This is a genomic window from Streptomyces sp. NPDC102467 (assembly GCF_044765445.1).
GTDB lineage: Bacteria > Actinomycetota > Actinomycetes > Streptomycetales > Streptomycetaceae > Streptomyces.
Genome location: NZ_JBIWKA010000001.1, coordinates 105752 through 132720 on the forward strand (window position 1 = coordinate 105752; position 26969 = coordinate 132720).

Below are 26969 nucleotides of genomic sequence, written 5' to 3' on the forward strand. Positions count from 1 at the left end.
TTCCAAATGGGAATGGGAATGGGCGAGTTGCGCGACGCGCGATCAGGCCGGATGGCGAAGGGGAGTGGAAAGACGTGCGGAGGCGTTCGCAGGTGGATGCAGCGCATGGCCCGTGCTCTGCCGAGGCTCAAAGATTCAGTCGTCGCGACAGGTCCGAGCGGAACACGCCGCGTGGATCCAGCCGTGCGCGCAGGGAGCGGAAATCCTCCAGCCGTGGATACATCGCGGAGAGCAGTTCGGGGCGTAGCCGGGAGTCCTTGGCGAGATAGATGCGCCCATCCGCAGCGGCCACCTCCTCGTCGAGTTCGTCGAGGAACACGCCGAGTTCTGGCAGGCTCGCCGGGATGTCGAGAGCGAGAGTCCATCCCGGCATGGGGAAGGACAGCCAGCCGGGGTCCCCTTCGCCGAACCGCTTGAGTACCGCGAGGAAGGAAGGACAGCGACGGTCAGAGATGCGTTCCACAATGCGGCGAAGTGATTCTTCCTTCCCGTACCCGACGACGAATTGGTACTGCACGAATCCGCTGCGCCCGTAAATACGGTTCCAGTGGGGGACGCCATCGAGGGGGTGGAAGAACGTCGACAGTTTCTGGATTTCACCGACCCGGGATTTCGGTGCCTTGCGGTACCACAGCTCATTGAAGAGGCCGACGGAGGTACGGCCCAGCAGACCTTCCGGCAGGAAAGAGGGAGCGGAGGGCAGCCGGCCTGGGTGGAAGGCCAGAGGGGCATGCCGCACACGGGCGGGCAGGGCCTCCAGTGGGGCGTGATCCCCGCGGGTGAGGACGGAGCGGCCCATCGCGGCTCCGCGCGCCAGCAGATCGATCCAGGCGACCGAATAGCGGTAGCGGTGATCGGTGGCGGTGAGGCGGGCCATCAAGTCGTCCAGGTCCGCAGCGCGTTCGGTGTCGACGGACATCAACGAGGTTTCCACGCGCTGTAGTTGAACCGTGGCTGTGAGGATGACCCCGGTCAGCCCCATGCCCCCGGTTGTGGCGTCGAAAAGCTCGGTGCCACGCTCGACGACCCGGATCTCACCGTCGGCGGTGAGGAGTTCCAGCGCGAGGACGTGGCGGGAGAAGGACCCGGAGACGTGGTGGTTCTTGCCGTGGATGTCGGCGCCGATCGCCCCGCCGACCGTGACGAAGCGGGTGCCCGGGGACACCGGGACGAACCAGCCCAGAGGAAGGAGTACTTCCATCAGCTTGTGCAGTGAGATCCCCGCGTCGCACAGCACGGCGCCGCCGGCGGCGTCGATGGCGTGGATCTGGTTCAGGCCGGTCATATCCAGGACGGCGCCGCCCGCGTTCTGCGCCGCGTCTCCGTAAGCCCGCCCCAAGCCACGGGCAATGCCGCCCCGGCGGCCGGGCGCAGCGCATTCCCGGATCGCTGCCACGGTCTCCTCGTAGGAGCGGGGACGCACCAGATACGCGGATGTGGGGGCTGTGCGCCCCCAGCCGGTGACGGGCACGGTGTCGTACCCAGGCATCGAGGCTGGAACTTGAACTGAGGCCGGAACCTGAACCGGGGCCGGAACCTGAACCTGGACCGGAGCAGGAGCAGGAGCAGGAGCAGGAGCAGGAGTGGACGTTGGCGCCGAGGCCGAGGAGGGCGCCGGTGGGGTCGCAGCCGGCGCCGGTGGTGCGGGCGCGGATGCGGGGCCGGACAGGGGGGCGGCGACAGGTGCGGGTACGGAAGTGGGGGTGGAGACAGGGTCGGCAGCCATGTGCGCGACCGTATCGCCCCAAGAAGGAGGATTGGCCCTAAATCTAGCTATTCCTCCCCGAAACGGGTGATTGATCGGGTGTCATCCTAAAATGCCCAAGCTGTAGGTGTTTTGGGATTCAAAGTGAGCCACATGGATGACATGGACCGCCGATTGCTGTCGGCACTGCGCGACTGTGGCACCGACCGGCGTGTGGCCGTGGCGGCGCGGGCGCTGTCCTGGGCCGGGGAGCACGCGGCGCTGTGGCTGGCCGTCGGCCTGCTGGGGGCCGCCGCCGACCGTGAGCGGCGCCCGGCGTGGCTGCGCGGGACGGCGCTCACTGCCGGGGCGCATCTCACCAGCATGGGCGTGAAGCGGGTGGTGCGCAGGCCGCGGCCAAGGGTGGAGGTAGGCATCGAGCCGCTGGTGCGGACGGCGGGTAGGCACTCGTTCCCCAGCTCGCATGCGACGTCGGCGGCTGCCGCGGTGGTCGCGTACGGGGCGCTGAGGCCGGTGGGGGCGCGTCTGGTCCCACCGTTGGCTGCAGCGGTGTGCGTCTCGCGGATGGTGGTCGGCGTGCACTACCCCTCCGACGTCGTGGCGGGCGCGGCGCTGGGCGCGCTCACGGCACGGCTCGGGGCGCGCTGGATGGTAGGGGGCGAGGCGCGGTGACGGAGCGCATGAAGAGGGCGGAGCAGCGAAGCAGGGGGGCAGAAGCGGCGGGCAAGGCAGACGAGTTGAACGAGTTGAACGGGTTGGACGCCCGCGGGGCGCTCGGCGAGGGACAGAACCGACAGGGGGGTGAGGAAGGGATGGTGAGCGGGAGCGCAGCTCGGCTCGTCGGGGCGGTTGGAGCCGGCGGAGTCGCCACGGCGGTACTGGAGCGGCCGCGTGAACCGGTGCCGACGGCGAGGGGAGCGTCGCCGTTCGGGCTGTCTGCCGGGTTGTTCTGGACGGCGCGGCCGAAACAGTGGGTGAAGAACGTCTTGGTGGTGGCCGCGCCTGCGGCGGCGGGGGAGTTGTTCGCGCGGCATGCGCTGCTTCAACTGGCGGTGATTTTCACGCTGTTCACGGCGGCGGCCTCGGCGGTGTACCTGATCAACGACGCGCGGGACGCCGAGGCGGATCGAGCACACCCGGTGAAGCGGAACCGGCCGGTGGCGGCGGGACTGGTACCCGTACCGGTCGCCTATGCCGTCGGGGGGACGCTGGCGGTGCTCGCGCCCGCCGTGGCGGCGGTGCTGTGCAATCCGACGACCGCGGCGCTGCTGACGGCCTATGTCGGAATGCAGTTGGCGTACTGCATCAGTCTCAAGCACGTGCTGGTCGTCGACCTGGTCGTGGTGACCACCGGGTTCCTGATGCGGGCGATGATCGGGGGGCTTGCGCTCGGCATTCCGCTGTCGCGCTGGTTCCTGATCACCACAGGCTTCGGCGCCCTGTTCATGGTCTCGGCGAAGCGGTACTCCGAGGCGGTCCAGATGGCCGGCAGTGCGGGGGTCACGCGGGCCCTCCTGACCGAGTACACGACGGGGTACCTGCGGTTCGTATGGCAGTTGGCGGCTGGGGTGGCCGTGCTCGCGTACTGCCTGTGGGCGATGGAGGAAGGGGGAGTCGCGCGCAGCAGCCTGCTGCCGTGGCGGCAGTTGTCGATGGTGGCGTTCATTGTCGCGGTTCTCAGATATGCGGTCTTTGCCGACCGGGGCACGGCGGGTGAACCGGAGGACGTGGTGTTGCGGGACAGGGCGTTGGCGGTGATCGGGATCGTGTGGCTGGCGATGTACGGACTCGCGGTCGCGGACTGGTGAGGGCGGCGGGGCAGGGAATGGCGAGCAAGGGCGTGATGAGCGCGGCGGAGGGAGCAGGAGGCGTGGGAGCGGAAGGGAGGAGGGGAGCGGGGGTGTGGGGCCGAGCGGAGGTGCGGGTGCGGGAGCTGGGGCCCGAGTTGGTGGGATTCGCGACGGCTGGGGTCTGTGCGTACGCCGTTGACCTGGGGATCTTCGTGTGGTTGCGCGGGTCGGCCGGGATGGATCCGATCTCCGCCAAAGCGCTGTCGTTCGTGGCCGGATGCTCGGTGGCGTTCCTGGGGAACGCGCTGGGAACGTACCGCAGAAGGACGTTCCGGGCGTCGCGGCTGCGGCAGTGCGGGGTGTTCTTCGCGGTGAACGTGGCGGGGGCCCTGGTGCAGCTGTTGTGCATTGCGGTGTCGCACTACGCCTTGGGTCTCACCTCGCCTCGGGCGGACACGATTTCGGGGGCCGGGGTCGGGATGGCCCTGGCCACGGTGCTGCGGTTCTGGGGTACCCGGACTCTGGCCTTCGGTACGAGACCGAGTCAGGGGCCGGCCGACGACAGGCCGGTCGGAGCGAGACCGGTCGAACCGGTCAATTAGGGCAGGCTGGGATCATGGACTGGCTGAAGAAACTCCCCGTTGTCGGGCCGTTGGTCGGCTGGCTGATGCGGACCCATGCCTGGAAGGCCTACGAGCGGCTGGACGAGGTGATCTGGGCGCGGCTCGCGGCGGCGATGACCTTCATCAGCTTCCTGGCGTTGTTTCCGCTCCTCACCGTGGCCGCCGCGATCGCCGCCGGAACACTCGGCACCGATCAGCAGAACAAGCTCGAGTCGAAGATCAGCGAGCAAGTTCCGGGAATCGCCGACCAGCTGGACCTCGGGGCGCTGATCGACAACGCGGGGACGATCGGGATCGTGGCCGGTGCGCTGCTGCTGTTCACCGGTGTCGGGTGGGTCGGGTCGATGAGGGGCTGCCTGCGGACCGTGTGGGAGCTCCCGGACGGCGAGGAGAACCCGCTCCTGCGCAAGGCGAAGGACGCCGGAGTGCTGGTAGGGCTCGGGGGTGCGGGGCTCGCGTCGTTGGTGGCGTCGACGGTGGCGTCCACGGCGGTGGGGTGGACGGCGGATCAGTTGGGGATCGACAGAGAGGGGTGGGGCGGGGCGCTGTTGCAGGTCTTGGCGTTCGGGATCGCGGTACTGGCGGACTTCCTGCTGCTGTTGTACGTGCTGACGTTGTTGCCCGGGGTGCAGCCGCCGCGGCGGGATCTGGTGACGGCGGCGCTGATCGGGGCGGCCGGGTTCGAATTGCTGAAGCTGTTGCTCGGCGGCTATATGAAGGGCGTCGCGGCGAAGAGCATGTACGGGGCGTTCGGCACGCCGGTCGCGTTGCTGCTGTGGATCAACTTCACGGCGAAGCTGGTGTTGTTCTGTTCGGCGTGGACCGCGACCGGTCGCGCTGCCGCGCAGAAGGCTGCCGCGCAGAAGGGGGAGGAGGACGTCCCCGGGGTCGATGACTCTGGTGACGCCCGCGACTCCGGCACCATTGGTGTTGGGGCTGCTGATGTTGCTGGAGGCAGTGGTGCTGCCGACTCAAGTCCTGGAGGGAGTTCCGTCGCACCCGGGGCCGGTACCGATAGAGGTTCGGCGGCGAAGAGTTGACCCGCTTCTTCGGTCTGCTCGTCGACCTGCGAGGCGTAAGGGCCCGGGGCGGGAGGCGGGGGATCGCCGGGTTGGTGGGCGAACCGGGGAAGCGCCGGATCTGCGGAGCTGTACGAGGATCCGGCTAGCGGGGCCTCTGGACCCCGGAGCCGTGACGCACCCGGCGTGACCCCAGTCCGGTCAGCCCCTCCGGCCTGCTCCGGGTCCGGCCTGCTCCGGGTCCGGCCTGCTCCGGGTCCGGCCTGCTCCGGGTCCGGCCTGCTCCGGGTCCGGCCTGCTCCGGGTCCGCTCGGCTCTGCCCCCGGCCGGTTCCGGGTCCGCTCGGCTCTGCCCCCGGCCGGTTCCGGGTCCGCTCGGCTCTGCCCCCGGCTGGCCCCGCGTCCGCTCGGCTCTGCCTCCGGCCGGCTCTGCGTCCGGCCTGCTCCGGGCCCGGCCGGCCTCGCGTCCCCTCCGCTCGGCTCCGCTCGGCTCCGCCCGGCTCAGGTGGTTTCCCGGTTCGGGTGGCTTCAGTGCAGGTACGTGTGCAGGTGCACGGATCGGTCGGCCCGGGTCGGTCCAGCTCTTGCCCGACTCCGCCCAGCCGGACTCGGCCCCAGTTCAAGCGGAACCCGGCGCTACTCGACGCGAATCCAGCTCAGTTCGGACGAGGCCCGGGTTCCGGATTCGCTCAGGACTTTGTTCGGATCGGCCACTTCTTGCGGACGGCGTAGACCGCGCCGGCCAGGACGACCAGGATGCCGCCCGTGATGGCGAGGGCCATACCGACGCCGCTGGAGCCGCCTGTGGAGACCGAGGCGTGGGCGGCGGGCTTTGCGGGGCCCGCGTCGCCCTGGGGGCTGGCCGCGCCGGCGGTGTCGGAGCCGGGGGGTGTGGCGCTCTTCGGGGGGACGAGGGTGCCGACAGGGGTGACCTTGCCGTTGGCCTGGAAGCCCCAGTCGAGGAGGCGGGCGGTCTCCTTGTAGACGGCCTGACTCTCGGTGGAGTCGGGGTTCATGACGGTGACGAGGAGGACCTTGTTGTTGCGTTCGGCGACGCCGGTGAAGGTGGCCCCCGCGTTGGTGGTGTTGCCGTTCTTGACGCCGGCGATGCCCTTGTAGGGGTTGAGGCCCACGTCGCCGGTGAGGAGGCGGTTGGTGTTCTGGATGGCGAAGCGTTCGGTGGTCTTCCCCTTCTTCTGCTCCTTGGGGAACTGAGCGGTGGCCGTGGCGGCGTACTCGCGGAAGTCCTTCTTCTGCAGTCCGGAGCGGGCGAAGAGGGTGAGGTCATAGGCGGAGGAGTACTGGCCGGGGGCGTCGTAGCCGTCGGGGCTGATGACGTGCGTGTCGTCGGCCTGGAGTTCCTGGGCGTGGGCCTGCATGTCCTTGACGGTCTGCGGGACGCCGTGGTTCATCGCGGACAGGACGTGCACCGCGTCGTTGCCGGAGCGCAGAAAGACGCCGAGCCACAGGTCGTGCACGGTGTAGGTGTAGTCCTCTTTGACGCCGACGAGGCTGGAGCCCGCGCCCATGCCGGCGAGGTCGGAAAGGAGGACCTTGTGCGTCGTGGTCTTCGGGAACTTGGGGAGGAGCGTGTCCGCGAAGAGCATCTTGAGGGTGCTGGCGGGGGGCAGCTTCCAGTGCGCGTTGTGCGAGGCGAGCACGTTGCCCGATTCGGCGTCCGTGACGATCCAGGACTTGGCGGTGAGGTCCTTGGGCAGGACGGGGGCGCCGGCCCCCAGTTTCACCTGGGTGCCCGATTTCCCGAGCAGCTCGCCGCCGATCTTCGACATGTCGGCCGGGGGTTTGGCCTTCGCGGAGTTCTTGGACGGCTTGTCGTCCGGCTGGTCCTTGGCGGACGCGGGGAGCGCCGCCGTCAGGGACAGGGCGGTGACCGTGAGCAGGACCGCGGAAGTCGTGAGCAGCGTGGAGCGCAGGGAGCTCGTCGCGCGCGTGAGCTGTGCGGACTTCTTCATGTAGGACATGTACGACGCATGGGAGGCAGGCACGGACGAGAACGTACATGTACCCGGCCCGTATGTCTCCGCCGAGGTGTTCTGTGTCTCTCGGGCCCCACCCCGGCGGCGGCGCGCGAAGGCGGCTGGCGATACTGAACGCATGAAGCTCAGCCGTTCCGTCTCCTGGTTCCTGCTCGCCTTCGGGGTGTGGAGCTGGATCATCTGGATCACTTTCGTCAAGAACCTGTGGAAGGACGGCAGCGGCCTCGCCTTCGACGACGCCGGTGACCCGACGGCGTACTTCTGGGTGCATCTGACGCTCGCCGTCGTCTCCTTTGTCTTGGGGACGGTGGTGGGAGGCATCGGGTTCCGTGGAGTGCGTGCTCTGCGGCGGACCTCATAGGCTGAACGGGCTGAACGGGCTGAACGGGCTGAACGGGCTGAACGGGCTGAACGGGCGGGACAGGCTGAACGGGCGGGCGGGGTCATGGTCGTTGTCTTTGTGCTGATCGCTCTTGCCGCGCTCGCGGCGTTCGCGGGGCTGCATTACTACGCGTGGCGTCGTCTCGTGCGGGACACGACGGCGGGGCCCGGGTGGCCGAGACGCCTGGGCACGGCGGTGTTCGTGGGCGGGCCGGTGCTGATGTTCGCGGCGGTGGCCGCGGAGCGGGCCGGGGCGCCGTTTCTTGTGCAGCGGATTCTGGCGTGGCCGGGGTTCCTGTGGATGGCGTTCTCGATCTATCTGGTGCTCGCGTTGCTGGTGGGGGAGGTTGTGCGGCCTCTGTTGCGGCGTGTACTCGACCGGCCCCGGTCGGCAGCGCCGCCCGCCGCGGCCGCGGAAGGCCCGGCCCAAGCCGACCCCCGGCCCCAGACGGAACCCCAAACTGAAGCCCAAGTCCCGGGTCGAGCCACAAGTCAGGCCACAAGTCAGGCCACAGCTCAGGTCCCGGACCCGGCCGCGTCCCCCACCCGCCGCCTGCTTCTCGCCCGCTCCGTGGGGGCCGCCGTCACCGTCGCCGCTGTGGGCGTCGTGGGCAATGGCGCGTACGGCGTATTGCGGGGGCCGAAGGTGAAGCGGGTCACGGTGCCGTTGGCCAAACTGCCGCGTGCGGCCCATGGGTTCAGGATCGCGGTGGTCAGCGACATCCACCTCGGTCCCGTGCTCGGGCGGGGCTTCGCCGAGCGTGTCGTGGACACCATCAACGCCACGCAGCCCGATCTGATCGCGGTCGTCGGTGACGTGGTCGACGGGAGTGTGGCGGACCTCGCCCCGGCGGTCGCTCCGCTCGCCCGGCTGCGCGCACGGCACGGCACGTTCTTCGTCACGGGAAACCACGAGTACTTCTCGGGCGCGGACGCGTGGGTCGAGCACGTTCGCGAGATCGGGCTGCGTCCGTTGGAGAACGCCCGTGTCGAGATGGGCGCCTTCGACCTCGCGGGGGTCAACGACATCAGCGGCGAGAACTACGACGAGGGCCCCGATTACACGAAGGCGCTCGGCGACCGCGACCGGTCCCGCGCCGCCGTTCTCCTCGCCCACCAGCCGGTGATGATCCACGAGGCGGTGCGGCACGGCGTCGACCTGCAACTGTCCGGGCACACGCACGGCGGCCAGCTGTGGCCCGGCAACTTCATCGCCGACGCGAGCAACCCGACGCTGGCAGGCCTGGAGCGCTACGGGGACACCCAGCTCTACGTCAGCCGGGGTGCGGGCGCCTGGGGGCCACCGGTCCGGGTCGGGGCGCCGTCCGACATCACGGTCGTAGAGCTCGCGTCGAAGCAAACCTGAACGCAGGCCCGAGCACAGCCCCGAGCACAGCACTGACCACAGGCCCGTACGCACCCCGTACGCACCCCGTACGCACGCGCCCCTGCACGCAGGCCCGTACGCACCCCTGTACGCATGCACCCCCGAACGCACCCCTGCGCGCACCGGTGAACCAACGTCGTGGCGCCACTCACGCCCAACGACACGTCTCACGCCTCGGATACCTCACAGACCTCTCCTTCCACCTCTCTTCCCATGGCTCAAACTCCTGTGGTTCAGTGCTCCCGTCACTGGGGAGTGACGGGGGGAGGGACGCCGAATGCGCTCGGTTCGCATGCGGATCATCGTGACGCTCATCGTGCTTGTCGCGGCAGGGGTGGTCGGCTGGCAGCTGCTGCCGGACAAGGACGATCCGGGCCGGACGGTCACGGTCGGCACGACGGACGTCATCACCTCGCTCGATCCGGCGGGTGCGTACGACGCGGGGTCGTGGGCGTTGTACAGCAATGTGTTCCAGTCGCTGCTGACCTTCGACGCGGGCGGCACCACGCCCGTGCCGGATGCCGCGCGCAGCTGCCGTTTCGTGGGCGCGGGACTGCGTACGTACCGCTGCGAGGTGCGCGAGGGCATCCGGTTCCCGAGCGGCCGGGTGATGACCGCGCAGGACGTGAAGTACTCCTTCGACCGGGTCAGGAAGATCCAGGCGCGGGTCGGCCCGGCCTCACTGTTCGACACGCTCGGCATCGTCGAGGCGCGGGGCCGTACGGTCACGTTCCATCTCTCCTCGCCCGACGCCACCTTCCCGTTCAAGGTCGCCACGGGCGCCGGGTCCATCGTCGACCGCAATGTCTACCCGGCGGACGCGCTGCGCGGCGGCACCGGCGTGGACGGCACGGGCCCGTACAGCCTGAAGACGTTCGAGCCGGGCAGCCGGGCGGTGCTCGTGCCCAACTCCCGTTACCGGGGCGCCGCGGCGGTCCCCGGCCACGCCACCACGCTGCGCTACTACAAGGACTCTGCCGCGCTGGAGTCCGCCTGGAAGCGCCGCGCTGTCGATGTCGCGGCGCGCCAGCTGCCGCCGTCGCTGCTCGCGTCCCTGTCCACAGGCGATGCGAAGCAGCGGCTGACCGAGGTCGACGGCGCGGAGACCCGCAACCTCGTGCTGAACGTCCGCGTCGGAAGGCCGCTGCACGATCGGGCGGTGCGGCAGGCGCTCGCGTCCCTCGTCGACCGGGACGAGCTGGTCGCGTCGGTGTACAAGGGGACCGTCGACTCGCTGTTCTCCGTGGTCCCGCGAGGCATCACCGGTCACACGACCGCGTTCTTCGACACCTATCCGAAACCGGACCCCACGCGGGCGCGTGAGCTGCTGCGCGGGGCGGGGGTGACGACGCCGGTCCGGTTCGAGTTCGCGTACTCGCGTGGCGCAGCGTCGAAGGCCGAAGCGGCGGAGATCAAACGGCAGTTGGAGCGGTCGAAGCTGTTCGAGGTGACCACCAAGTACTACGACTGGGCGAAGTTCCAGAAGCAATACACGGCGGGACGGCTGGACGCGTACGCGGTGGGCTGGTTGCCCGACTTCCCAGATCCGGACACGTTCACGGCGCAGCTCGTGCGCACCGGGTCGGGCATGCATAACGGGTACAGCAGCAAATCCGTGGACGAGTTGATCGTGGCGAGTCAACAGTACGAGGACCGCAGCCGCACACTTAAGGACTTTCGCAGGCTGCAGCAACTGGTGGCCCATGACGTGCCGATCGTCCCCCTGTGGCAGCGCAAGGAGTACGTGCTGAGCACGGAGGACATCACGGGCGGTCAATATCTGTCGGATGGTACGGGTGTGTTCCGGCTCTGGCGGCTCGACTGGATATGACCGAATAGTGGTGTGGGGGAAGCGAGCGCAGTGACACCCACAGTGCTCTTCACGCTGCAGTAGGTGACGACCCTGTGTTCACAATGTGGAGGAGGTGGCTACGTGTGTTGCGGCGCCGTGCGTTCAGACTGCCCCGACACCCGGCGTCGGTGGGGGTGGCGCGACTGCGCGTACGCGATCACCTGGCTGTCTGGGGTCATACGGGCCCGGCCGAGGCGCTCGACACCGCCGTACTGCTGGTCTCTGAACTGGCGACGAACGCGGTACGGCACGGGCCCGCACGTGAGCGGGAGTTCGAGATCGCGGTGACGGTGCTCGCGGACGGCTCGTGCTTCATCGAGGTGTCCGACGAGTCCACGGCCGATCCCGAGATGAGGCCCCCGCGCGCACCCGAGGACGAGAACGGCCGGGGCCTGCACCTGGTCGACGCGCTCGCCGAGGCGTGGGGCGTGTGGCATCGGGGGCGCTACGGCAAGACGGTCTGGGCGCTGGTGCGTTCCTGACCCCGCTCCGATGCATTGGGCCCTGCCCCTGCCCCTGCCCTTTGCCTACGCCCTTCGCGTACGCCCTTCGCGTACGCCCTTCGCGTACGCCCTTCGCGTACGCCCTTCGCGTACGCCCTTTAGGTACCGTCCCCCCCGCACGGTCATTCCCTCCGCCGCCGCCCCGACGGCTTCCCGCGGCGGCGCAGTGCGAACAGGCTGCCTCCCGCGAGGGCCGCTATCGCCGCCGAACCACCCAGGGCCCAGCCCTCGGTATGTTCGGTGGGCCGGTCCGATGAAGAGGCGCCCGGGGCGCCCGCCGCGGGTGACGCGGAGGACTTCGGCTGCTCGCTCAGCGGCGTGACCAGTTCGCCGACCGCGCTCACCTTGGTCCCCGCCGCGAAGCCCCAGTCGAGGAGCGCGGCCGTCTCCCGGTAGACCGCCTCGTATCCGGGCGCGGGGTGCATGACGGTGACGAGGAGCGTGCGGCCGTTCCTGGTCGCGGCGCCGGTGAAGGTGTTGCCGGCATGCGACGTGTAGCCGTTCTTGACGCCGATGAGGCCCTCGTACGCGGCGATGCCCTGGCCGGTCAGCAGGCGGTCGGTGTTCTGGATCTGGAACGTCTTGCCGCCGCCGGCCGGGAAGTCGGCGACCTTCGTGGCGCAGTATCCGCGGAAGTCGGCGTTCTTCAGCCCGGCGCGGGCGAAGAGGGTGAGGTCGTACGCCGAGGAGACCTGGCCCTTGTGGTCGAAGCCGTCCGGGCTGACCACGTGGGTGTCACCGGCCTGGAGATCGTCGGCGCGGGCCTGCATCGCCGCGACCGTCTTGTCGACGCCGCCGTACATCGAGGCGAGCACATGCACCGCGTCGTTCCCGGAGCGCAGGAAGACGCCCTGCCACAGCTGATCGACGGTGTACGTCGTCCCGGCCTGGATGCCGACGAGGCTGGAGCCCGCGGGGATCCCGGCCAGGTCCTCGGCCGTCACCCGGTGCTTCAGATCGTGCCCGAACGTGGGCAGGACCGTGCCCGCGAACAGCATCTTCAGCGTCGACGCGGGCGGCAGCGCGCGGTGGGCCTGGTAGGAGGCGAGCACTTCACCGCTGTCGTTGTCGGCGACCAGCCACGCCTTCGCGGCGAGTCTCGGCAGCTTGGGCGCCCCGGCGCCGCGCCGTACCTGCACGCCGGACGCGGCGAGCCGCGCGCCTCCGACGGCGGTCGCTGTGGTCGCGGCGGACGCGCGCTGTGCGGGCAGCGCGAGGGCGGCCGCAGTACCGAGGCCCATGCCTAGGGCGCTGCGGCGGCTGAACTGCGGAATCCCCGAGGATGCGGTGGAGGCGGTGGATGCGCTGGATGCGGTGGTGCCGGGCATCCCGTGACGGTACCGGCCCGAGCTGAGGCAAAGGTAAGAGGGGGCCTTCCGGCGATGCCGCGACCGGACCGGCGCTACGACCCGGTCCGCGTCATGCCCGGCAGGAAGTCGATGAACAGTTCGTGCACCTCGAGCACGAGCGGCCGCAGCAGCCGGAACCGGGCGAGCGCCACGCCCCGCGTCGTCAGCCGGGCTCCCCGCTCGGCGAGCCGCCGGCTGCGCTCGCGCCCCTCGGAGCTGTCGAAGACCCAGTAGAGCACGAGGCCCATCTGGGACAGCCACATCAACTCCGGGAGGATCTCGGCGAGTTCGGCGGGCACCTTGGCCTTGGACCCGGCGAGCACTTCCCGGTGCAGAGCGATCGAGGCTTCCCGGGCCGGCTCCGACTCGGCGGAGAACGGGCTGAGCGGCGAGTCCGGGTCGGCCGCGTTCTTGAAGAACTGGGCCGCGAACTCGTGGTACGGCTCGGCGATCTCCAGCCACACGCGCAGCACCCCCGCGAGCCGCGCCTGCAGATCGGTCTCCGTGTCGAGGACGGACCGGACCGCCGCCTCGTGCTCGGCGGCGATCCCGTCGTAGAACCCCTGGATGAGGTGTTCCTTGCCCGCGAAGTAGTAGTACGCGTTGCCGACGGAGACTCCGGCTTCCTGGGCGATGGCCCGCATCGTCGTCTTGTCGTAGCCCCGCTCCCGGAACAGCCGCATCGCGGTCTCCAGGATCAACGCCCGCGTCTGCTCACTCTTGGCGCCCTTGGCCTCGCCCTTGGCCTCGCCCTTGGCCTCGCCCTTGGCCTCGCCCTTGGCCTCGCCCTTGGTCTCGGCCTTGACCTCCGCCCTGACGTCCGCCTTGGTCGCTGCCCCGGCGTCTGCCCCGGCCTCCGCCTTGGTCGCTGCCCCGGCGTCCGCCTTGGCCTCCGCCTTGGCCTCCGCCCTGGCGTCCGCCTTGGCCTCCGCCCTGGCGTCCGCCTTGGCCTCCGCCCTGGCGTCCGCCTTGGCCTCCGCCCTGGCGTCCGGTTTGGTCTCCGCCCCGGCGTCCGCCTTGGTCTTCTTCACCTTGACGTCCGCCTTGACGTCCGCCTTGACGTCCGGCTTGGCCTCCGCCTTGTCTGTAGCCACGATCAGAGCCTAATCGGCCCCGCGGCGACCACTGTCACAGGCAGCCGTCCCGCCCCCGGGCGTGCCCCCGTGCCCGTACGCCCCATACCCGTGCGGCTTGTAGTACCAGCCGCCCTGCGGGTCGTACGTCCAGCCGTCCGCCCGCCGGTACGCCCCGCCTCCGGCCTGCCGCTCCCGATACGCCGACCGGTACTTCGCGGCGCCGAGCACGACCTGCTTGGCAACTTTCATCCCGGCGGGCGTGGTCATCCGGTGGGACGTGGCCCGGTACTCGCGCAGAGCCCACATGCACACGATCCACGCGGCGGGCCCGCGGTAGATCTGCCCGCTGTCCCCGACGACGGTGATGTCGCCGAGCGTGGCGGCGTGGTCGAGCCCCGGGAAGCGCCCCCGCGCCTCGCCGGACCCGGCGGCAATGAACTCCAGTGGCACCAGCTGCCGCTGCCGGGTCAACCAGCTCCGTACGAACGTGCACAGCGGGCACTCCGCGTCGTACAGGACGGTGAGCCGGCGGACCGGGGCGTCCCCCCGGGCGCCCCGGTCCGCTTCCCCCGTGACTCCCACCGCTGTCACGCCCCGGCCACCGGAGCGGCCCATCCCTGCGGCGGGACCGGCGGCTGCTGCTCACGCTCCATGACGCCGCGCCGCCGGATCTTGTTGAGGACATAGACGTTGCCCAGGTGCATCACACCGAGGACGAGCAGCACGACACCGATCTTGGTCGACAGGGCCTCGAAGACTCCGCGGGCGCTGTCGATGGACCCGTCGCCGCTCAGATAGAGGGCGACGAACCCGAGGTTCACCAGATAGAAGCCGACCACCAGGAGATGGTTGACGGCATCGGCCAGCTTCTCGTTCCCGTGCAGCACGTCGGCGAGAAAGACCCGGCCGTTACGGCTCAGGGTGCGTGCCACCCAGATGGTCAGTCCGATGCTGACGGCGAGATAGATGACGTAGGCGACCACTGTGAGGTCCATGCCCCACCCTCCTTGAACGCGTTCAAAAACGCTGACAGGAATGAAGATAGCCCTGTTTTTGAACACGTTCAAGCGGGAGTTGTCGTACGTGACGGGGGTCTCAGGGGAGGCGTGAAGGGGGGTGTGTCAGCCGGGTGGCGGAACGGTCAATTCCGGGCCAGCTCCGGGCGCTTGAGGTAGTCGGTGAACCCGATGACGTTGCCCCACGGGTCGGCGATCTCGACGACGTACCCGGTCGAGGTGGAGAAGGGCGGGTCGAGCGGGGTGATGCCGGCCTCGCTCAGGGAGCGGGCCGCGGCGCGGGCGTCGGGCACTTCCAGCCAGAGCCGCGCCGCGGGCCACGGCGGGGGCCGGTGCCCGTACCCTTCCTCGGCGCGCAGCAGCAGGCCGGGCGTCTCCTTGCCGACCGAGAGCAGCGCGATGCCGGCCTCGTCGAGACGGAACTTCACGGGGAGCCCGGCGCGCTCGTAGAAGGCGACGGCCTCGGCCAGGTCGCCGACCGGGAGCAGGGCGTTGTCGAAGCCGAGGGTCTCCAGCTCAAGTGGCATACCGTCAGATTAGCCATGGATCGGGTGAATCACCGCATATACGGTCATCGGTGAATGCGTGGCGCCCCGGTCACCGCAGTCATCAGGCAGTACACCGAGGTCGACGCGGCGAGGAACATGAGGTTGTTCTTGGCGCCGCCGAACGCGATGTTGGCGACCGGTTCGGGGGTCAGCAGCCGGCCGAGCAGGGTGCCGTCCGGGTCGTAGCAGTGCACGCCGCCGTCCATGGCCGCCGCCCACAGGCGCCCCCGGTCGTCGAACCGGATGTTGTCGAACCGCCCGAGCCCCTCGCGCATCTCGGCGAACACCTTTCCGTCGGAGAGGGTCCCGTCGTCGCGTACGTCGAAGACGCGCAGGACGCCGGAGCGGGTGTCGGAGACGTACAACTGGCTCTCGTCGAGCGAGAAGACGAGCCCGTTCGGCGCCCCGAAGCCGTCGGCGACGAGCCGCACCTCTCCGCTGTCGGGGTCGACGCGGTAGACGTTGTTGGCGCCGATCTCGGACTCGGCGCGGAATCCCTCGTAGTCGCTGGTGATCCCGAAGTCCGGGTCGGAGAACCACACCGACCCGTCCGAGCGCACCACGGCGTCGTTCGGGCTGTTGAGCCGCTTGCCCTCCCAGGCGTCGGCGAGCACGGTGATCCGGCCGTCGTGCTCGGTCCGGGTCACGCGCCGGTTGCCCTGCTCGCAGTGGATCAGCCGCCCCTCGCGGTCCACGGTGTTGCAGTTGACGTGCCCGGCCGGCGACCGGAAGACGCTGACGACACCGTTCGTCTCGTCCCAGCGCAGCAACCGGTCGTTGGGGATGTCGCTCCAGATGAGCTGACGCCAGGCGGGCAGGTAGACGGGCCCTTCGACCCAGCGGCCCTCGCTGTGCAGGACCTGCATGAAGTGGTCGCCGGCGGCACAGAGGCCGGTACGGAAACGCTCGTCCAGGATCTCGTACGAAACGGGGACTGTCTGCACGGGGACTGTCTGCGCGGGCACGGGCATCCTCCGAAGGCCGGGAACGGTGCACCGAATGTACGCGGCCATGCCAAGGGCCCCGCTCCCACCAGGGGAACGGGGCCCTCAGAGACCAGGCGCAGGGACCGGAATCAGTAGCGGCGCGTGATCAGCGCGCGCTTCACTTCCTGGATCGCCTTGGTGACCTCGATGCCACGCGGGCAGGCGTCCGTGCAGTTGAAGGTCGTGCGGCAACGCCACACACCGTCACGGTCGTTGAGGATCTCCAGGCGCTGATCCCCGGCCTCGTCACGCGAGTCGAAGATGAAGCGGTGGGCGTTCACGATGGCGGCAGGACCGAAGTACTGGCCGTCGTTCCAGAACACCGGGCAGGACGACGTGCACGCCGCGCACAGGATGCACTTGGTCGTGTCGTCGAAGCGCTCGCGGTCCTCGGCGGTCTGCAGACGCTCACGCGTCGGCTCGTTGCCCTTGGTGACCAGGAACGGCATGACGTCGCGGTACGCCTGGAAGAACGGGTCCATGTCGACCACGAGGTCCTTGAGCACGGTGAGGCCCTTGATGGCCTCGACCGTGATCGGCTTCTCGGGGTTGAGGTCCTTGATGAGCGTCTTGCAGGCAAGGCGGTTCTTGCCGTTGATGCGCATCGCGTCGGAACCGCAGATGCCGTGCGCGCAGGAGCGACGGAACGTCAGCGAACCGTCCTGCTCCCACTTGATCTTGTGGAGGGCGTCCAGGACGCGCTCCTTCGGGTCGATCTCCAGCTGGAAGTCGACCCAGCTCGAGTCCGCCGAGACCTCCGGGTTGAACCGGCGGATCCGGAAGGTGACCGTGATGTACGGGGAGTCGGCGAACCCGGGCTCGGCCGTGCCGGCCGCCTCCGCCTTGTCCATGATCGGGGTTGCCATCAGTACTTACGCTCCATCGGCTGGTAGCGGGTCTGGACGACCGGCTTGTAGTCCAGACGGATGGACTCGGAGCCGTCGTCGCCGACCTCGCGGTACGCCATGGTGTGGCGCATGAAGTTGACGTCGTCGCGGTTCGGGAAGTCCTCGCGGTAGTGGCCGCCGCGGGACTCCTTGCGGGCCAGCGCGGAGGTGGCCATGACCTCGGCCAGGTCGAGCAGGTTGCCCAGCTCGATGGCCTCCAGGAGGTCGGTGTTGAACCGCTTGCCCTTGTCCTGGATCGATACGTTCAGGTAACGCTCGCGCAGCTCGGCGATCTTCTCGACGGCCGTCTTGATCGTCTGCTCGGTGCGGAACACCATCACGTTGGCGTCCATGCACTCCTGCAGCTCGTTGCGCAGGACCGCGACGCGCTCGGTGCCCGTCGCGTTGCGCAGGCGCTCGACCTGCGCGACGACCAGCGACGCCGGGTCCTCCGGGAGCTCCAGGAACTGGGCCGTGTGGGAGTACTCGGCGGCGGCGATGCCCGCGCGCTTGCCGAAGACGTTGATGTCGAGCAGCGAGTTGGTGCCCAGGCGGTTGGCGCCGTGCACCGAGACGCAGGCCACCTCGCCCGCCGCGTACAGACCCGGGACGACGGTGGTGTTGTCCGCGAGGACCTCACCCTGGACGTTGGTCGGGATGCCGCCCATGGCGTAGTGCGCGGTCGGCTGGATCGGGATCGGGTCCGTGTAGGGCTCGATGCCGAGGTACGTGCGCGCGAACTCGGTGATGTCCGGGAGCTTGGCGTCCAGCTGCTCCGGCGGAAGGTGCGTCAGGTCGAGGTAGACGTGGTCGCCCTCGGGGCCGCAGCCGCGGCCTTCGCGGATCTCCGTGTAGATGGAGCGCGAGACGACGTCACGGGACGCGAGGTCCTTCATGACCGGCGCGTACTTCTCCATGAAGCGCTCGCCGTCCTTGTTACGGAGGATGCCGCCCTCACCACGGGCGCCTTCCGTAAGGAGGATGCCCATGCGCCAGATGCCGGTCGGGTGGAACTGGAAGAACTCCATGTCCTCCAGCGGCAGTCCGCGCCGGTAGCAGGCGGCCTGGCCGTCGCCGGTCAGGGTGTGCGCGTTCGACGTCACCTTGAAGAACTTGCCGGTGCCGCCCGAGGCGTAGATGACCGACTTCGCCTGGAAGACGTGGATCTCACCGGTGGCCAGCTCGTAGGCGACCACACCGGCGGACTTCTTGACGCCGTCTTCCTCGACGATCAGCTGGTCCAGGACGTAGAACTCGTTGAAGAACTCCACGCCCTCCTTCACGCAGTTCTGGTACAGCGTCTGAAGGATCATGTGGCCCGTGCGGTCCGCGGCGTAGCAGGACCGGCGGACCGGCGCCTCACCGTGGTTACGGGAGTGACCGCCGAAGCGGCGCTGGTCGATGGTGCCGTCCGGCGTGCGGTTGAACGGCAGGCCCATCTTCTCCAGGTCGAGGACCGAGTCGATGGCCTCCTTCGCCAGGATCTCGGCGGCGTCCTGGTCGACCAGGTAGTCGCCGCCCTTGATCGTGTCGAAGGTGTGCCACTCCCAGTTGTCCTCCTCCACGTTGGCCAGCGCGGCGGCCATGCCGCCCTGCGCGGCGCCCGTGTGGGAGCGGGTGGGGTAGAGCTTGGTCAGCACGGCGGTGCGGCTGCGCTTGGTCGACTCGATGGCCGCGCGCATGCCCGCGCCACCGGCGCCGACGATGACGGTGTCGTACTTGTGAATCTTCACGGGTTCGCTCGCCTCGGCTTTAACGGATGTTCGGGTCGAAGGTGAAGATCACCAGCGTGCCCAGCAGAACGGTGAAGACCGTCGCGGCGTACAGCAGGCCCTTCAACCACAGGCGGGTGTTGGGGCGCTCTGCGTAGTCGTTGATGACCGTGCGCAGGCCGTTGGCGCCGTGCAGCATCGCGAGCCACAGCATCAGCAGGTCCCAGCCCTGCCAGAACGGGGACGCCCAGCGGCCCGCGACGAACGCGAAGCCGATCTTGGAGACGCCGCCGTCGAGGACGAGCTGGATCAGCAGGTGGCCGAGGACGAGAACGACCAGGACGACGCCGGACAGCCGCATGAAGAGCCACGCGACCATCTCGAAGTTGCCGCGGCTGCCCTTGCCGGTCTTCGAGGTGCGCTTGCGCGGCGCCTCGATGGTGGGGGCCGGGTTGTCGGCGTCGTAGAGCGAGACGCCCTCGACGGGCCCGACGCCGGACGGAGCGGGGGTGGTGTCAGCAGACATGTCTGGCCTCAGCTCCCGAAGAGTTCACGGACGGCGTGGCCGAGGACGGGGTACAGAGCCCCGACCATCAGGACGACCCAGATGCCCACGACGGTCCAGAGCATCTGCTTCTGGTAGCGCGGGCCCTTCGACCAGAAGTCGACGGCGATGACACGCAGCCCGTTGAGCGCGTGGAAGAGGATGGCAGCGACGAGGCCGTACTCAAGGAGCGCGACGATCGGCGTCTTGTAAGTGGAAACGACGTCGTCGTACGACTCCGGAGAGACGCGGACGAGAGCGGTGTCCAGGACATGTACGAACAGGAAGAAGAAAATGAGGACACCGGTGACTCGATGAGCCACCCACGACCACATGCCTTCCCGGCCGCGGTACAGCGTTCCAGCCGGCACGGAAGAACCCTCCGGGAGCGGGGACTAGGGGCCGGCCGGCTTCGGTGTCGGACGGGCCCGGCCGGGTACGGTCCACCGGCCGCTCGTCATCGTATCGACGAGTTGTCGGCTCTTTCGCGCGGGGGCCACTGGTGTGATCAAACAGGCAATCAAACAGGCACGTACGGGCTATTGCCGATGCTGTCCCGTCGTGCGGTGTCGGGGGTCCCGGAACGGGCGAGCGGCAGATTCCGGACAAGACGGGTGATGCGGCCCCGGGCGAGTCGGCGCAGCTCCTCCGCGGCGAGTACCCGCTCCTCCTCCTGGTCGTTGCCGAGGCGGTCGCGGAGCCCGGCGAGCAGGTGGTCGAGGGCCTCGCCCGGGGCGATGTCGTCCAGGCAGATGACGAACGCGTACCCGAAGCGGGCCTCGTACACGCCGTGCGCCGCGGCGAGCGCGGTGTATGCGGCCGAGTAGGCGGCGGCCGACAGACGCGGCAGCTCTTCGCAGGCCAGGGCCTCGGCGGTGTCGCCGGGATTGAGGTCGTACGCCGCCTCGTCGGCCGCGGCGAGCAGCGCGTCGAGGTTCGGGTACGGGCGGTGCGCGGCGAGCCGGTGCGCCCAGGCGCGGCTGCCGCAGCAGGTGCGCAGCGCGTCCTCTGCGGCGTCCTGCGGCAGCGCGTTGAAGTAGGTGAGTCCCCTCGGCGCGGCGGCCTGTGCCGGTATCGGCAGACGGCCAGGAACGTGAGGGGCGCGGTGCGCGGCCAGCGGATGCCTCCGGCGGGACGGATGGGGGGCGTGCGGTGTTTGTGCCGTAACGGTAGCGATGGCTGATTGCGAGTGTCATACGGATGCGCGAATTTCACTCGGACGGGAGAGTTTGGGGGTGCGAGGTGGACTTTGGTGCCTTTGCGCCGTCGCGGGCCGCGCACTGTTCGCGGGTGCCGACTCGTCGGGGCCGGTCGCTCGGTTCCCCGCGCCCCTGAGGGGCGCCGGTTACGGTCGGCGAAGACATGATCGTGATCGTGAGCGGAGGCGCACGTGGAGCGAGAGCGGAAGGCTCTGTTGGCCGGAGGCGGGGTCGTCGTGGTGGGCGCCGTCGCAGTGGCGGCCGTGCTGTGGCCGGGCGGTGGTGGCAGTTCCTCGGGGCAGGCGCCCTCCGACGGGAAGACGGGCACGTCGTCGGCGGCGCCGTCGCCCAGCCGGTCGTACCCGTTGTCGACGCGCCCGCGCACGATCCCCGCGGTGCGTGATTTCACTCCGGCGCACGGCCCCGGCTGGAAGCCGGGCGGCGGCCGGGTCGTCGTGCGGGACAAGGGCCTGGCCGACGAGGGGCGACTGATCGCGGACGAGTTGGGGCTCGCGTACGGCGGCGAGGACGCCGAGGCCGGGTCCGGGGATGTCGAGCTGGCGCTCGGCGGGGCGCGCCGCGCGAACCAGGAGTCGTACCGGATGACCGTGCGGGACGGGCGCGTGCGCATCGTCGGACCGAGCGGGACCGGCGTGTTCTACGGCACGCGCACCCTCAAGCAGGAGGCGCACGGCGGCGCCACCGTGCCCGAGGGGGTCGTCGCGGACGAACCCGCCAAGCCGCAGCGCGGGTTCATGATCGATATCGCGCGCAAGCACTTCACGGCCGACTGGATCAAGGACCGGATCCGGGAGATCGGGGATCTGAAGTTCAATCAGCTGGGGCTGCACTTCTCCGACGACCAGGCGTTCCGGATCGAGTCCGACTCGCATCCGGAGATCGTCTCCGCCGACCGTCTGAGCAAGAAGCAGGTGCGGGAGATCCTGTCCCTTGCCGCCGAGCGGCATGTGGCGGTCGTGCCGGAGATCGACTCGCCGGGGCACCTGGGCACCGTCATCAAGGCCCACCCCGATCTTCAGTTGCGTGACGCGAACGGTGTGGCGCAGCGCGGTGCCGTCGACATCTCCAAGCCGGGCTCCGCGAAGATCGTGGATGATCTGCTGAAGGAGTACGCGGGTCTGTTCAAGGGCGCGTACTGGCACCTGGGCGCCGACGAGTACCGGGCGCTGACGGTCAAGGACCCGGAGGCCTCCTACCCGCAGCTCGCCGCCGCCGCGCGGCAGAAGTACGGGGCGGACGCGGGCGTGCAGGACCTCGCGCAGGGCTGGCTCAACGACCGGGCGAAGACCATGGCCCCCTTCGACCGGAAGCTGAAGGCGTGGAACGACGGCTTCTACCCGGACGGTGTCGTGGAAGCCGACAAGGACCTCGAGGTCGCGTACTGGACCGGCAAGGAGATCGGGGCGCGCGAGCCGGTCTCGTACCTGAGCGACGGGCGGAAGCTGACCAACTACAACGACGAGTTCCTGTATTACGTCCTCGGCCAGCCCAACACCTTCAAGTACCCGACGGGTCAGCGCATTTACGAGAGCTGGACGCCGCGCGTCGTGCGCGGCACGACGGCCGTGCCCGCGAAGTACGACGACCAGATCCTCGGCGGCACCTTCGCCGTCTGGTGCGACCTCGCGCAGTCGCAGACCGCGGCCCAGGTAGCGCAGGGCGTGCGGATGCCGCTGCGGGCGACCGTGCAGAAGCTGTGGGACCCGGAGGAGCCGGAGCTGACGTGGTCCCAGTTCGTCGCGCTGGCGGGCCGACTGTCCGGCTGAGCTGCTGACCGGCTGACCTGCGAAGACGAATGGACAGCGGGGGCCTGCGGGCCGTATGTTCCGCTGGCCGCGCGGCCGGGGGGCCGGAACATCCGCGGTGGTTCCCTGGGGAGGGTGCGCGGCTGTGCTGTGCAAGAAATGCGGGAAGAACAACGCGCTGGTCGAGGACGGGCTGTGCGCGCGCTGCGCGGACGAGGCGTTCGGGACGCTGACGGCCGCGCCGGGCGTCGGGCCGGCCGGGGCGGCGGACGCACCGTTGCCGCCGCCGTTGCCGTCCGCGCCGTTCGATCCGACGGCCCGGTGGGCGCTGCTGAAGTCGCCGAACCGGCTCGCCACGGTCGCCGTCGCGCTGCTCGGCCTCGTCATCGTGATCGATCTGGGCGCCGTGGCGGCCGGGTTCGCCGAGTACCGGTTCGCGGCCGACCTCGTGGACGGCGACTGGTCCGGGTTCGACGAGGAGAAGGCGGGGCGCCTGGACGACCTGTACGCCCTCGCGGGCAGGGCCCAGCTGATCTCGCTGGTGGCCACCGCGATCGGTTTCATCGCCTGGTTCCTGCGCGTGCGCGACAACGCCGTGGTCTTCGCGCCGTCCGGGCAGACCAGGGATCGCGCATGGGCGATCTTCGGATTCTTCGTGCCGGTCGTCTGCTTCTGGTTCCCGCGCCGGATCGCGCTCGACACCTGGCACGCGAGCGCCGACGACCTGGAGCTGTCCGACAGACCGGGGTGGGCCGGAACGGTCGACGTGTGGTGGTTCCTCTGGCTGACGAACCTGCTCGTGGGGCGGTTCACGGGCAACGCCTACGACCGGGCCGAGACCCTTTCCGAGCTCAAGTCGGCGACGGCGGGGGTGATCGCCGCTGACGTGCTCGACATCGCGAGCGCCGTCGCCGCGATCGTCTTCGTCCGGTCCCTGACCCGGCTGCAGAACCGGAAGGTGTCGGTCGGCCCCTGACTGGCCGCGGCAGCCGGGTAGTTGGCGTTTTCGGTGGCGAAAGCGCGTACTGCTGTGGTCTATTCGGCCCGAGCCGCGAAGAACATCGGGACGGGGGCACGGACATGGGCTACTGGGGCTATTACGTGGTGGCCAGCAGCGCGCGCCCGCTGAAGGAACTTGAGGCCTTGAGCGGCGTACGGGACGAGCTGACGCTGCTGGAGGAGCGGGCCGGGCAGTGGCAGGTGTGGGAGTGCCCGGGTGGCGGCGACGGACCGCCGCGGGACGTCGGCAGCATGAACTCCCTGGCCGCGGAGACCGGTTCGCCGGCCCTGTTCGCGTACGTCATGGACAGCCGCTGCGCCGTCGTCGAGGCGGCGGCGCCGCAGAGCGGGGCGTGGACGACGTGTCTGGGGCGCACCGCGATGACCGGGTTCATCGGCGGGGACGAGCGGTCCCTTGAGGACTACTTCCTGCCGGCGGCGGATGCGGCGGACCGGGCGGTCGCGTGGGCCGCCGAGTGCGGGCGGACGGTGGCGGCGAAGCCGCTCTCCGACGTGCTGCGGGCGGCGGCACAGCCGTCGGCGGAGGAGCTGTTCTTCCGGTTCCTGGACCGCCTCGGTGTGGTGGCGCGGTGAAGGAGATGTGACGTTTGTGGGTGGCGCGGCGCAGTAAGTCCAGAAGCCCCACGGGGAAGTGGCGGCTCCGGGTGGGGGAGGCGTACGGCCATGAACCTGGTGGAATCGATCGCGCGGGCCGACCGGCGGGCGCTCGCCGCGAGCGCCCTCGGCTGCTTCGACCGGTGTGTGCCGCTGCTCGGTGCCGACCCGGCCGGTGACGAGGTGCTGCGCCCGCTGTGGACGTGCCTCGCCGAGGACGGCGCGGGCTGGGACGAGCGGCTCACGGCGGCGCGGGACGCGTTGCGTGACGGCGCCGCGCCGGGAGAGGCCGCGGAGTGGACGCGCCGGATGCTGGAGGCGGCGCCGGACACATGGGAGTCCGGCGTCTGGCGCGAGTGGGCCGACGCCTGCTCGGTGGCCGCGCTGCGGGTGCACCGGATGCTCGACGGGGCCGGGGATCCGGCGGCCGGTGTGGCGGCCCTGCGGGAGGGGCGCACCGAGGGAATGTCCCCGCTGGTCGCGGCCGAACTGGAGCGCCAGTCACGCGTTCTGCACACGCTCGGTGACAACGGCGCGGGCGGGCTGCGCGAGGCCCTGGACGTGTCGACGGAAGGCCGCCGGGTGGTGCGGGCCGTGGTGTCGCGGCGGGCCCGCAGCCGGGCCTGACCTCGGGCGGCCCGGTGGCGACGGGCCGCCTGCCGGTTCACGCGGGGCGGCCGAGCCAGCGGGCCAGCGACTCCCCGAGGCCGTCCTCGGCCGCGCCGGTGTCCGCCGCCCATGCCACGTACCCGTCGGGGCGCACGAAGAGGGCCGCCAGTTCCGGGTGCGTCGCGTTCGTCGTCGTACGGACGAGGAGGCGGTCCGCGCCGTATCCGGCCGCGCACTCCCTGACGGCCCCGGAGTCGGCCAGGTCCAGGAGCAGGGCGCGGCCGGTGTGCAGGTGGTCGGCGAGCCGGGTGCCGTCCGCGAGTTCGAGGTCCGGGGCGCTGCGGCCGACCAGCGGATGACCGACGGCGCCGGGCAGGTCGTAGCGCTGCCAGACGCCCGAGATCCGCTTCGTGAAATACGTCGTGCCGTCGACGGTGCGGGTCAGGTCCTTGACGACCGTGCGCAGCGCGCGGGCGTGGCCGTCGGGCCGCATCACGGCGACCTGCGCGCGGGTCCATTCGAGGACCCAGGCGCCGATCGGGTGGCGCTCGGCGGTGTAGGTGTCGAGGAGCCCGTCGGGCGCTGTGCCGCGGACGGTCGCCGCCAGCTTCCAGCCGAGGTTCATGGCGTCGCCGAGGCCGAGGTTGAGGCCCTGCCCGCCGAACGGTGAGTGGACGTGCGCCGCGTCGCCCGCGAGCAGCACCCGGCCCTTGCGGTAGGTCGTGGCCTGGCGGGCGTTGTCGGTGAAGCGGGTCGCGGAGCGGACGGCGGTGACGGTGACGTCGGCGCCGCTGACGTTGCGTACGCTCGCCGTCAACTCCTCTGCCGTGACCGGGGATTGACGGTCGTCGGGCGGTCCGTCGAACTCGACCGTGAGGATACGGCCGGGTATCGGGCCGTGCGCGTAGATACCGGCGTCGGTGGTGTTCCAGCCCGGCTTCAGAGCCTCGGTGCCGGTCATCTCGGCGAGCGCCTGGTGGCCGGTGATCTCCGGCGGCGTGCCGGGGAAGTCGAACCCGGCGAGCTTGCGCACGAGGCTGCGTCCGCCGTCGCAGCCGACGAGCCAGCGGGCCCGGAGGGTCGCGCCGTCGGATGTGCGGACGGCCACCCCTTCGTCCTGCTGCTGATAGGACGTCAACTCCCGGCCGCGGTAAGTCAGTACGCCGAGTTCCGCGGCGCGTTTTTCCAGCACTCCCTCCAGCTGGGCCTGGCCGATCAGGCCGATGGTGGCCGCGGGCCCCTTGTCGGCGAACTCCGGGTCGTCCGCGTCGAGCAGCTGCCCGTCGAGCGGGATCCCGGCGAAGTGCGCGGCGAACTTGGGCGGCACCTTCAGCGGCGCGTCCCGCGCGTCGTCGCCGCGCTCGCTCAGGAAGGCGCGGAAGCGCTCCATCGCGGCCCGCTGCACCGTTTCGAGCGCGGGGTGGAAGCCGCGCCGGTAAAGGGCCTCCGCACCGGGCGAGTTGACCGAGCCCGCCTTGATGGTGGTGTCGACCTCGGTGAGGCGCTCCAGGACGGCGACCGTCGCGCCGCCGAGCCTCACCTCGCAGGCGAGCATGAGCCCGGTGGGCCCGCCGCCGCATATGAGTACGTCCACGTCCCTGCCTGCCTGCTGCATGTCCATAGTTTGACTATAGTCACTATAAGTTTGAAGTGGATATAGCGAGCTTTATGCTGCGGGGTATGAATCTGCGGGAACGGAAGAAGGCCCAGACGCGGCAGCGCATCGCGGACACGGCGACCGTGCTGTTCAAGGAGCGCGGCTTCGACGCCGTGACCGTCGCCGACGTGGCGCGCGCCGCCGAGGTCTCGACGATGACGGTCTTCAATCACTTCTCGCGCAAGGAGGACCTGCTCCTCGACCGCATCCCGGAGGCCGTGCTGCTGGTGACGCAGGCCGTCGAGGGCCGCGCGGCGGACGAGTCGCCGCTCGCGGCGCTGCGCCGCGTACTGCTGCAACTCGTGGACCAGGGGCACCCGTTCGGCGCGATCGGCGACTCGTTCGTCTGGTTCTGGCGCGTCGTCCTGGACTCGCCCGCGCTGCGCGCGCGGGCCCGGGAGGCGCTGGAGGAGATCGAGGACGCGCTGGTGCCGCTGTTGGAGCGGGCCGGTACCCCGAGCCCGCGTCTGGCCGCGGCGCTCACGGTCGCCGGATGGCGGACGCTGTACGCGACCGCGGCGGGGCGGCAGTTGGCGGGGGAGGCGGCCGAGGACGTCGTCGCGGGGCACCGGGCGATGATCGGCGAGGTGTTCGACGCACTGGAAAGGGCCGTGGGGCACTGATCGGCACTGATCGGCCCCCACGGCCCTCACCTGCACTTGCACGGATCCACTGCACTTGCACGGATCCACTGCACTTGCACGGATCCACTGCACTTGCACGGATCCACTGCACTTGCACGGATCCACT

Annotated in this window: 27 protein-coding genes; 13 read left to right on the top strand and 14 right to left on the bottom strand. The window is 69.9% G+C overall.

The genetic code is table 11. From position 1 onward, the window contains the following. Positions 1 to 127: 127 nt before the first annotated feature. On the bottom strand, positions 128 to 1489 hold the full coding sequence (locus ACIREE_RS00420) for an FAD-binding protein (RefSeq protein ID WP_404144428.1): 1362 nt from the start codon (positions 1487 to 1489) through the stop codon (positions 128 to 130). A gap of 369 nt (positions 1490 to 1858) precedes the next feature. Between ACIREE_RS00420 and ACIREE_RS00425 the strand changes: the two genes are divergently transcribed. The 4 genes from ACIREE_RS00425 (at position 1859) to ACIREE_RS00440 (ending at position 5158) form a co-directional block, all read left to right on the top strand. Then, positions 1859 to 2377 carry a phosphatase PAP2 family protein gene (locus ACIREE_RS00425; protein WP_404144430.1) on the top strand — a complete coding sequence of 173 codons (519 nt, stop codon included), beginning with the start codon at positions 1859 to 1861 and terminating at the stop codon, positions 2375 to 2377. Between the two features lie 140 nt (positions 2378 to 2517). Then, entirely contained in the window at positions 2518 to 3513 is a 996-nt protein-coding gene (locus ACIREE_RS00430; RefSeq protein WP_404145271.1) for a decaprenyl-phosphate phosphoribosyltransferase, read from the top strand. Positions 3514 to 3575: 62 nt separating this feature from the next. After that, positions 3576 to 4097, top strand: a complete 522-nt coding sequence (locus tag ACIREE_RS00435) for a GtrA family protein (protein WP_404144432.1) — start codon at positions 3576 to 3578, stop codon at positions 4095 to 4097. Positions 4098 to 4111: 14 nt separating this feature from the next. After that, positions 4112 to 5158 (top strand): YihY/virulence factor BrkB family protein, encoded by a 1047-nt coding sequence (locus tag ACIREE_RS00440; RefSeq protein ID WP_404144434.1) that lies wholly within the window; start codon positions 4112 to 4114, stop codon positions 5156 to 5158. Positions 5159 to 5825: 667 nt separating this feature from the next. Here ACIREE_RS00440 and ACIREE_RS00445 read toward each other — a convergent pair. Continuing rightward, on the bottom strand, positions 5826 to 7313 hold the full coding sequence (locus ACIREE_RS00445; RefSeq protein WP_404144435.1) for a D-alanyl-D-alanine carboxypeptidase: 1488 nt from the start codon (positions 7311 to 7313) through the stop codon (positions 5826 to 5828). On the opposite strand from ACIREE_RS00445, the gene ACIREE_RS00450 reads away from it, so the two are divergent. The 4 genes from ACIREE_RS00450 (at position 7252) to ACIREE_RS00465 (ending at position 11235) form a co-directional block, all read left to right on the top strand. Continuing rightward, positions 7252 to 7494: an SCO4848 family membrane protein gene (locus ACIREE_RS00450; protein ID WP_404144437.1), complete on the top strand. Its 243-nt coding sequence runs from the start codon at positions 7252 to 7254 to the stop codon at positions 7492 to 7494. The genes ACIREE_RS00445 and ACIREE_RS00450 overlap by 62 nt on opposite strands. An 84-nt stretch (positions 7495 to 7578) precedes the next feature. Continuing rightward, positions 7579 to 8880: a metallophosphoesterase gene (locus ACIREE_RS00455; RefSeq protein ID WP_404144439.1), complete on the top strand. Its 1302-nt coding sequence runs from the start codon at positions 7579 to 7581 to the stop codon at positions 8878 to 8880. Positions 8881 to 9178: 298 nt separating this feature from the next. Then, positions 9179 to 10732: an ABC transporter substrate-binding protein gene (locus ACIREE_RS00460; RefSeq protein ID WP_404144441.1), complete on the top strand. Its 1554-nt coding sequence runs from the start codon at positions 9179 to 9181 to the stop codon at positions 10730 to 10732. 104 nt (positions 10733 to 10836) lie between these two features. Continuing rightward, entirely contained in the window at positions 10837 to 11235 is a 399-nt protein-coding gene (locus ACIREE_RS00465; RefSeq protein WP_404144442.1) for an ATP-binding protein, read from the top strand. A 143-nt stretch (positions 11236 to 11378) separates the two neighbouring features. Here ACIREE_RS00465 and ACIREE_RS00470 read toward each other — a convergent pair whose 3' ends face one another. The 11 genes from ACIREE_RS00470 to ACIREE_RS00520 form a co-directional block, all read right to left on the bottom strand. After that, on the bottom strand, positions 11379 to 12584 hold the full coding sequence (locus ACIREE_RS00470) for a D-alanyl-D-alanine carboxypeptidase family protein (RefSeq protein ID WP_404144444.1): 1206 nt from the start codon (positions 12582 to 12584) through the stop codon (positions 11379 to 11381). A 74-nt stretch (positions 12585 to 12658) separates the two neighbouring features. After that, on the bottom strand, positions 12659 to 13288 hold the full coding sequence (locus ACIREE_RS00475; protein WP_404145273.1) for a TetR family transcriptional regulator: 630 nt from the start codon (positions 13286 to 13288) through the stop codon (positions 12659 to 12661). 420 nt (positions 13289 to 13708) lie between these two features. Continuing rightward, the gene (locus ACIREE_RS00480; protein WP_404144445.1) at positions 13709 to 14272 is read right to left on the bottom strand and encodes a thiol-disulfide oxidoreductase DCC family protein; all 564 of its coding nucleotides are present in this window, start codon (positions 14270 to 14272) and stop codon (positions 13709 to 13711) included. Continuing rightward, positions 14269 to 14676 (bottom strand): hypothetical protein, encoded by a 408-nt coding sequence (locus ACIREE_RS00485; RefSeq protein ID WP_404144447.1) that lies wholly within the window; start codon positions 14674 to 14676, stop codon positions 14269 to 14271. The genes ACIREE_RS00480 and ACIREE_RS00485 overlap by 4 nt, the downstream gene beginning before the upstream one ends. Positions 14677 to 14822: 146 nt before the next feature. Beyond that, positions 14823 to 15224, bottom strand: a complete 402-nt coding sequence (locus tag ACIREE_RS00490; protein ID WP_404144449.1) for a VOC family protein — start codon at positions 15222 to 15224, stop codon at positions 14823 to 14825. Positions 15225 to 15268: 44 nt separating this feature from the next. Continuing rightward, on the bottom strand, positions 15269 to 16111 hold the full coding sequence (locus tag ACIREE_RS00495) for an SMP-30/gluconolactonase/LRE family protein (RefSeq protein ID WP_404145275.1): 843 nt from the start codon (positions 16109 to 16111) through the stop codon (positions 15269 to 15271). Positions 16112 to 16320: 209 nt separating this feature from the next. Then, positions 16321 to 17097: a succinate dehydrogenase iron-sulfur subunit gene (locus tag ACIREE_RS00500; protein WP_404144450.1), complete on the bottom strand. Its 777-nt coding sequence runs from the start codon at positions 17095 to 17097 to the stop codon at positions 16321 to 16323. Beyond that, on the bottom strand, positions 17097 to 18851 hold the full coding sequence (gene sdhA / locus ACIREE_RS00505; RefSeq protein WP_404144452.1) for a succinate dehydrogenase flavoprotein subunit: 1755 nt from the start codon (positions 18849 to 18851) through the stop codon (positions 17097 to 17099). The genes ACIREE_RS00500 and sdhA overlap by 1 nt, the downstream gene beginning before the upstream one ends. Positions 18852 to 18870: 19 nt before the next feature. Further along, positions 18871 to 19356 (bottom strand): succinate dehydrogenase hydrophobic membrane anchor subunit, encoded by a 486-nt coding sequence (locus ACIREE_RS00510; RefSeq protein ID WP_404144454.1) that lies wholly within the window; start codon positions 19354 to 19356, stop codon positions 18871 to 18873. Positions 19357 to 19364: 8 nt separating this feature from the next. Then, positions 19365 to 19745 (bottom strand): succinate dehydrogenase, cytochrome b556 subunit, encoded by a 381-nt coding sequence (gene sdhC, locus ACIREE_RS00515; protein ID WP_100594758.1) that lies wholly within the window; start codon positions 19743 to 19745, stop codon positions 19365 to 19367. Between the two features lie 149 nt (positions 19746 to 19894). After that, positions 19895 to 20551, bottom strand: coding sequence for a 2-oxo-4-hydroxy-4-carboxy-5-ureidoimidazoline decarboxylase (locus tag ACIREE_RS00520; RefSeq protein ID WP_404145277.1), 657 nt, complete (start codon positions 20549 to 20551; stop codon positions 19895 to 19897). A gap of 213 nt (positions 20552 to 20764) precedes the next feature. Here ACIREE_RS00520 and ACIREE_RS00525 point away from each other — a divergent pair, with 213 nt between their 5' ends. From ACIREE_RS00525 to ACIREE_RS00540, 4 genes are all read left to right on the top strand, one after another. Next, on the top strand, positions 20765 to 22360 hold the full coding sequence (locus ACIREE_RS00525; protein ID WP_404144456.1) for a glycoside hydrolase family 20 protein: 1596 nt from the start codon (positions 20765 to 20767) through the stop codon (positions 22358 to 22360). 124 nt (positions 22361 to 22484) lie between these two features. Next, on the top strand, positions 22485 to 23315 hold the full coding sequence (locus tag ACIREE_RS00530) for a DUF4328 domain-containing protein (protein ID WP_404144458.1): 831 nt from the start codon (positions 22485 to 22487) through the stop codon (positions 23313 to 23315). A gap of 104 nt (positions 23316 to 23419) precedes the next feature. Next, the gene (locus ACIREE_RS00535) at positions 23420 to 23932 is read left to right on the top strand and encodes a hypothetical protein (RefSeq protein ID WP_404144459.1); all 513 of its coding nucleotides are present in this window, start codon (positions 23420 to 23422) and stop codon (positions 23930 to 23932) included. A 90-nt stretch (positions 23933 to 24022) separates the two neighbouring features. Further along, positions 24023 to 24580 (top strand): hypothetical protein, encoded by a 558-nt coding sequence (locus tag ACIREE_RS00540; protein ID WP_404144460.1) that lies wholly within the window; start codon positions 24023 to 24025, stop codon positions 24578 to 24580. A 37-nt stretch (positions 24581 to 24617) separates the two neighbouring features. On the opposite strand, the gene ACIREE_RS00545 is transcribed toward ACIREE_RS00540, so the two are convergent. Further along, positions 24618 to 26183, bottom strand: coding sequence for an FAD-dependent monooxygenase (locus ACIREE_RS00545; RefSeq protein ID WP_404144462.1), 1566 nt, complete (start codon positions 26181 to 26183; stop codon positions 24618 to 24620). A 59-nt stretch (positions 26184 to 26242) separates the two neighbouring features. Here ACIREE_RS00545 and ACIREE_RS00550 point away from each other — a divergent pair, with 59 nt between their 5' ends. Beyond that, positions 26243 to 26842, top strand: a complete 600-nt coding sequence (locus ACIREE_RS00550; protein ID WP_404144463.1) for a TetR/AcrR family transcriptional regulator — start codon at positions 26243 to 26245, stop codon at positions 26840 to 26842. Positions 26843 to 26969 lie beyond the last annotated feature (127 nt).

What these genes read in the sequence shown, in the direction of transcription:
- ACIREE_RS00495 (WP_404145275.1), bottom strand. Translation starts at nt 16,111, where the DNA reads ATGCAGGTCCTGCACAGCGAGGGCCGCTGGGTCGAAGGGCCCGTCTAC.
- ACIREE_RS00475 (WP_404145273.1), bottom strand. Translation starts at nt 13,288, where the DNA reads ATGCGGCTGTTCCGGGAGCGGGGCTACGACAAGACGACGATGCGGGCC.
- ACIREE_RS00540 (WP_404144460.1), top strand. Translation starts at nt 24,023, where the DNA reads ATGAACCTGGTGGAATCGATCGCGCGGGCCGACCGGCGGGCGCTCGCC.
- ACIREE_RS00455 (WP_404144439.1), top strand. Translation starts at nt 7,579, where the DNA reads ATGGTCGTTGTCTTTGTGCTGATCGCTCTTGCCGCGCTCGCGGCGTTC.
- ACIREE_RS00470 (WP_404144444.1), bottom strand. Translation starts at nt 12,584, where the DNA reads ATGCCCGGCACCACCGCATCCAGCGCATCCACCGCCTCCACCGCATCC.
- ACIREE_RS00550 (WP_404144463.1), top strand. Translation starts at nt 26,243, where the DNA reads ATGAATCTGCGGGAACGGAAGAAGGCCCAGACGCGGCAGCGCATCGCG.
- ACIREE_RS00460 (WP_404144441.1), top strand. Translation starts at nt 9,179, where the DNA reads ATGCGCTCGGTTCGCATGCGGATCATCGTGACGCTCATCGTGCTTGTC.
- ACIREE_RS00500 (WP_404144450.1), bottom strand. Translation starts at nt 17,097, where the DNA reads ATGGCAACCCCGATCATGGACAAGGCGGAGGCGGCCGGCACGGCCGAG.
- ACIREE_RS00445 (WP_404144435.1), bottom strand. Translation starts at nt 7,313, where the DNA reads ATGATCCAGCTCCACACCCCGAAGGCGAGCAGGAACCAGGAGACGGAA.
- ACIREE_RS00485 (WP_404144447.1), bottom strand. Translation starts at nt 14,676, where the DNA reads ATGGACCTCACAGTGGTCGCCTACGTCATCTATCTCGCCGTCAGCATC.
- ACIREE_RS00430 (WP_404145271.1), top strand. Translation starts at nt 2,518, where the DNA reads ATGGTGAGCGGGAGCGCAGCTCGGCTCGTCGGGGCGGTTGGAGCCGGC.
- ACIREE_RS00510 (WP_404144454.1), bottom strand. Translation starts at nt 19,356, where the DNA reads ATGTCTGCTGACACCACCCCCGCTCCGTCCGGCGTCGGGCCCGTCGAG.
- ACIREE_RS00490 (WP_404144449.1), bottom strand. Translation starts at nt 15,224, where the DNA reads ATGCCACTTGAGCTGGAGACCCTCGGCTTCGACAACGCCCTGCTCCCG.
- ACIREE_RS00420 (WP_404144428.1), bottom strand. Translation starts at nt 1,489, where the DNA reads ATGCCTGGGTACGACACCGTGCCCGTCACCGGCTGGGGGCGCACAGCC.
- ACIREE_RS00440 (WP_404144434.1), top strand. Translation starts at nt 4,112, where the DNA reads ATGGACTGGCTGAAGAAACTCCCCGTTGTCGGGCCGTTGGTCGGCTGG.
- ACIREE_RS00425 (WP_404144430.1), top strand. Translation starts at nt 1,859, where the DNA reads ATGGATGACATGGACCGCCGATTGCTGTCGGCACTGCGCGACTGTGGC.
- ACIREE_RS00535 (WP_404144459.1), top strand. Translation starts at nt 23,420, where the DNA reads ATGGGCTACTGGGGCTATTACGTGGTGGCCAGCAGCGCGCGCCCGCTG.
- ACIREE_RS00450 (WP_404144437.1), top strand. Translation starts at nt 7,252, where the DNA reads ATGAAGCTCAGCCGTTCCGTCTCCTGGTTCCTGCTCGCCTTCGGGGTG.
- ACIREE_RS00545 (WP_404144462.1), bottom strand. Translation starts at nt 26,183, where the DNA reads ATGGACATGCAGCAGGCAGGCAGGGACGTGGACGTACTCATATGCGGC.